The organism is Microcoleus sp. BM001215392 (assembly GCF_036700185.1).
In the GTDB taxonomy this organism is placed as follows: Bacteria; Cyanobacteriota; Cyanobacteriia; order Cyanobacteriales; family Microcoleaceae; genus Microcoleus.
The window spans coordinates 1-3,552 of record NZ_JAUBOJ010000379.1; the positions used below are offsets into that span (position 1 = coordinate 1).

The window sequence follows — 3,552 nt, forward strand, 5'->3', positions numbered from 1 at the left end:
GCTAGCAGCGGTGAAGTTTTAGCTGCTTTGACTGGCGTTGCTCCGAACCTCCTCGCCCCTGGAGATTTCTTTTCTGTTTAGGATAGGGTGCATCTGGTTTGTGAAGCCTGAAGAAGCATGACCTTATATAAGTTATTAGTTATAATCCCATATTCACTGCGGTCATGCTTCGCGCCTACAAACATATTTGCCTTGCACTCATCCGCTGCACCCTTAGGATATCGGTCGATCGATCTGCGATCGCCCATCAATCGCAAACTGGGTCGTCACTACGAAGAGTCTTGTCGATCGGCTTTTAGTCGATCGGGAGTAAACTATTACTGCCAACTTTTATGTCTAAATTGATCTGGTTTATATGTTTTTGGAATTCATCTTGTTAGCTATTAGCAATATAAATATTATTTATTTTATTCATTGATTTTATTAATGTCACTGGATACTTGACACTAATAATTTAATTCGTTAGATTTATTTCAGAGGATCTTTAGTTATCAAATCACACAAATTATTCGCAATAATTTTGGGCAATTGCGTCAGACATGAGAATTTTAGCGAATATTTGAATCAGCCATTTCACACATTATACAACTGCTTGAGTTTTGCAAGTAGGTGACTTTTTTTGCATATTCGATCGAGTTTTTATCTCAAATTTAGGTGCATCTAGATGGGACAGATAATTATTAATGAATTCCGGCGGGCTACGGGAGACTTTACAGGTAACGAGTATGTAGAGTTACTGCTGACAGAAGATTTAACAGCTACCCAGCTTGAGAGCTATTTTGTTGGCGACTCAACTGCCCCAACGACAGTTAAATACTCGGCTTACCAATTTACTAATATGGCAAGTATTGCTCCTGTGTTTAAAGCAGGTACAATAATTGCGATCGGTGGTGCGCCCGCCATCCAAGAGATTGCCTACAACCCCGCACCGTCGGGAACAAATAACGATTGGAATATTCGATTAAGTCCCGGCGGTGAATTTTTGATAAAGCTGCTCCCAGTCGGAAATTTTGATGGGGATTTCGCAGCTTCCGATGTTGTTTATATTGATAATGGTAGCACTACAAGTACCGATACAGTAGATGCGATCGCCTGGAGGACAGCGGGAACCCATGGAGCCTTTGGGAATGCAGCCGCAGTACAAATTCCCGCACCGGGAAACGGGCGTAATGTCGAGTTTTCCAGTGCTCTTGGCGGCGTTAACAGAACCGCTAATTATGCTGTCAACAGTCTCGGTTCAGTGGGTTTAGCCAACGGCGGAATTAACACTATTTATATTGACAGTCTTCGCAACCCGCAAGTCAATAGCGCTCCGACTTTGGCAAATTCTGATTTTAATACACTTCCCCCGATTAATGAAGACACAGCCAACGCAACTAACACAGGTTTTAGTATTTTTGCGATCGCCAGCGAGTTAGGCGGTGATGCTAATGGCGATGCTTTGGGTGTTGCAGTCACCGCCGCAGACAATACTAACGGCAACTGGCAATTTTCAACTAATGGCAATACTTGGACAAATTTCGGCACAGTGTCGGAAAGTTCAGCAACTGTGCTCGGCCCGACTCGTCTTTATAATGGGTTGCTGGGTAACACTCCCAGTTCTCAAAATTGGCTGTCTTTGAGCAACTTAAATCCTGCCACCCCAAGCGTTACTGCTGCCGAAATATTTAGCGGTAATGGAGCTAATTTAAACAGCACTGCTACCAATAGCATCTATGCTGGCTATACCAAGAATCCTTCAAATACATCTTTTCCTGCACTCGATCGCAATTCTGGATTTAGCTTGTCTTTCAATCTGCAAATTATCTCGGAATCCCGCACAAATCCAAATCGGGCTGGTTTTAGCATTGTTGCGGTTACGAGCGATCGCAAAGCAATTGAAATCGGTTTTCAGCAGCTATCTGCAACGGGCGGCAATATATTTGCTCAAGGCGACGGCATTACTGCGAATCCGGGCGGACAAACGAACGGCTTATTGGTGGCTGCCGAAAATGCTTCTTACAACACAAATCTTGCTACTACATACACTCTGAGAGTTCGAGGTGACAATTACTTTCTCTCAGACGGTAACGAAATCGTTCTCACAGGCCCGCTGCGAGATTATTCTGCATTTAGCGGTGCGATCGATCCTTATGAAACTGCTAGTTTTCTGTTTTTAGGTGACAATACAAATTCAGCGCAAGCTAACATTAATTTGACGGAAGTTTCTCTGCAAACCCCTGCACAAGTCCGATTTGTACCCAACCAAAACTATTACAGCATTCCCGTCCGCGAGCCAACAATTACTTTTCGGGGGTGGGATGGAAGTAATGGAGCGGGTAACGGTACTGCGGGCGTTAATGCTGCGGTTACTGGGGGAACAACGGCATTTAGCACTAATAGTTTGACATATGCGATCGCAGTTAATCCCGTCAACGATGCACCTTCGTTTGTGCAAGGGGGCGATCGCACGAGAAGCAGCAACTCTGGGGCGCAAACTATCCCCGAATGGGCGACGGCAATTTCTCCGGGCCCAGCCAACGAATCGGGACAAACGCTGGCATTTCAAGTAGTCGGGAATGACAATGCTGGTTTGTTTAGCGTACCACCTGCGATCGCAGGGGTGGGTACATTAAGCTTTACACCAGTGCCGGGGGCGATCGGCAGTGCTAATATCACTCTAAACCTGAGAGATAATGGCGGTACAGATAACGGCGGTATCGATACTTCCGCCAACCAAACTTTTACTATAAACCTCACAAATCCAGGCACATTTAACTTCAGCAATGCCAGCTACAGCGTCAATGAAAACGGTAGGTTTGCGACAATTACGGTTGCTCGCACCGCTAATAATGTGGCTGCTGCTGTCAGTTACAGCACAACTAACGGCACTGCTAATGCTGGTAGCGACTACAACCAAACATTTGCTACTTTAAATTTTGGAACCGGGGAAACAATTCAAATTTTCACGATTCCAGTTGTTGACGATTCGGTAATTGAAGGTACTGAAACTGTTGATTTAGTTCTGAATAATCCCACTAATGGATCGGATTTAGGAGCGATTTCTCGTGCCGTTTTGAATGTGATCGATACAACTCAGACGCCGATTCCGACGCCAATTCCAATTCCGACACCAATTCCAACTCCGACGCCTGCGGAAACTCCGACTCCGACTCCCACTCCAATTCCGACGCCAATTCCAACTCCGACGCCTGCGGAAACTCCGACTCCGACGCCAATTCCGACGCCAATTCCAACTCCGACGCCTGCGGAAACTCCGACGCCTGCGGAAACTCCAATTCCGACGCCAATTCCAACTCCGACGCCAATTCCAATTCCGACGCCTGCGGAAACTCCGACGCCAATTCCGACGCCAATTCCGACTCCTGCGGAAACTCCGACACCAATTCCGACTCCGACTCCGAAGCCTGCGGAAACTCCAATTCCAACTCCCACTCCGAAGCCTGCGGAAACTCCGACTCCTGCGGAAACTCCAATTCCGACGCCAATTCCGAAGCCTGGGGAAACTCCAATTCCGACGCCAACTCCGACGCCAATTCCAATTCCGACGCC

At 46.6% G+C, this 3,552-nt stretch carries 2 protein-coding genes; both read left to right on the plus strand.

Annotation, left to right across the window (positions count from 1 at the left end; translation table 11 throughout):
- Positions 1 to 192: 192 nt before the first annotated feature.
- Positions 193 to 345, plus strand: a complete 153-nt coding sequence (locus QT974_RS28315; protein WP_333471719.1) for a hypothetical protein — start codon at positions 193 to 195, stop codon at positions 343 to 345.
- Between the two features lie 319 nt (positions 346 to 664).
- Positions 665 to 3,552: choice-of-anchor Y domain-containing protein (locus QT974_RS28320; RefSeq protein WP_333471720.1), on the plus strand; the 2,888-nt coding region annotated here is incomplete at its 3' end.